This is a genomic window from Mycobacterium simiae (genome assembly GCF_008370645.1).
Taxonomy (GTDB): domain Bacteria; phylum Actinomycetota; class Actinomycetes; order Mycobacteriales; family Mycobacteriaceae; genus Mycobacterium; species Mycobacterium simiae_A.
This window is the reverse complement of sequence record NZ_VTZN01000406.1, coordinates 1-1,167: the sequence shown is the minus strand read 5'-3', so window position 1 is coordinate 1,167 and position 1,167 is coordinate 1. Positions and strand designations below refer to the sequence as shown.

Below are 1,167 nucleotides of genomic sequence, written 5' to 3'. Positions count from 1 at the left end.
GCGAGGCCTGCCGGGCCTGATCGAGTACGCCACCGACCTGTTCGACCGACCCAGCGTCGAGGCATTCGCCGGCTATTACCTGCACATCCTCGACGTCGTCACCGGCAATGCCGCCCTCGGTGTCGATACCATCGAAATCACCACGTCCTGCCAACGCGAGCTCCTGCTGGCCGCACACACCAGCACTGGGGTCCCCGAGGGGACCATACCGGAGTTGTTCGCCGCCCAAGTCGCCCGCACCCCGAATGCCGTTGCCGTGCTGGACGATTGCTGCCAATTGAACTACGCGGAGCTGGCGGCCCGAGCCGATCGATTGGCGGCAAGGCTGCGAACCTATGGGGCGCAACCGGAATCCATCATCGCCGTGGCGTTGCCTCGCGGCGTGCGGCTGATCACCGCGCTGCTGGCCGTCACCCAGACCGGGGCCGCGTACCTGCCCATCGACCCGGACTATCCCAGCCAGCGCACTGACTATATGCTCGTCGACGCCGCTCCGCTGCTGCTGATTACCGATGCGGCAACCGCACCCGGTTTGCCCGAGGCCGACATCCAACGGCTGGTCATAGATCAGCTTGACGCCGATGATGTCCGTGAGCCGGCCCACAGGCCGGCCCCCGTGCGGCCAGACCCGGACAACCTGGCCTACCTCGTCTACACGTCCGGGTCCACCGGGGTTCCCAAAGCGGTAGCCGCCACCCACCGCGATGTCGTCGCGCTGGCATCGGATAGCTGCTGGGAGAAGGACCATGGGCGAGTCTTGGTGCACTCGTCCATCGCCTTCGACGCCTCCACCTACGAGGTGTGGGTGCCGCTGCTACGCGGTGGTTGTCTGGTCATCGATTCGTGCGCCGGCAACGAAATCGCTGCCCTGACCGAACTTGTCGCGGCGCACCACGTTACCGCCTTGTTCCTCACCACTGCATTGGTCGACCTGGTCGCCGAGGCGTCCACCGAAAGCTTCGCATCGGTACGTCAGCTCTGGGTGGGTGGCGAGGCGTTGACGCCGGCGGCGGCGGGCAAGCTGCGGGCCGCGCATCCCGGTGTTGAGCTGATCAACGTCTACGGGCCGACCGAAACAACCACCTTTGCAACCTATTTCAGATGCGGTGCTGCCGACTTTATTGCAGGCACATCGGTGCCGATCGGTGGTCCCCTGGACAGCATGCG

General features: G+C 65.6%; 1 protein-coding gene. It reads left to right on the top strand.

Going from position 1 to position 1,167, the window contains the following annotated elements; translation table 11 throughout:
* Nucleotides 1-1,167, top strand: a 1,167-nt coding sequence (locus tag F0Q45_RS26110) for an AMP-binding protein (RefSeq protein WP_149656604.1), incomplete at both ends; no start/stop codon positions are given.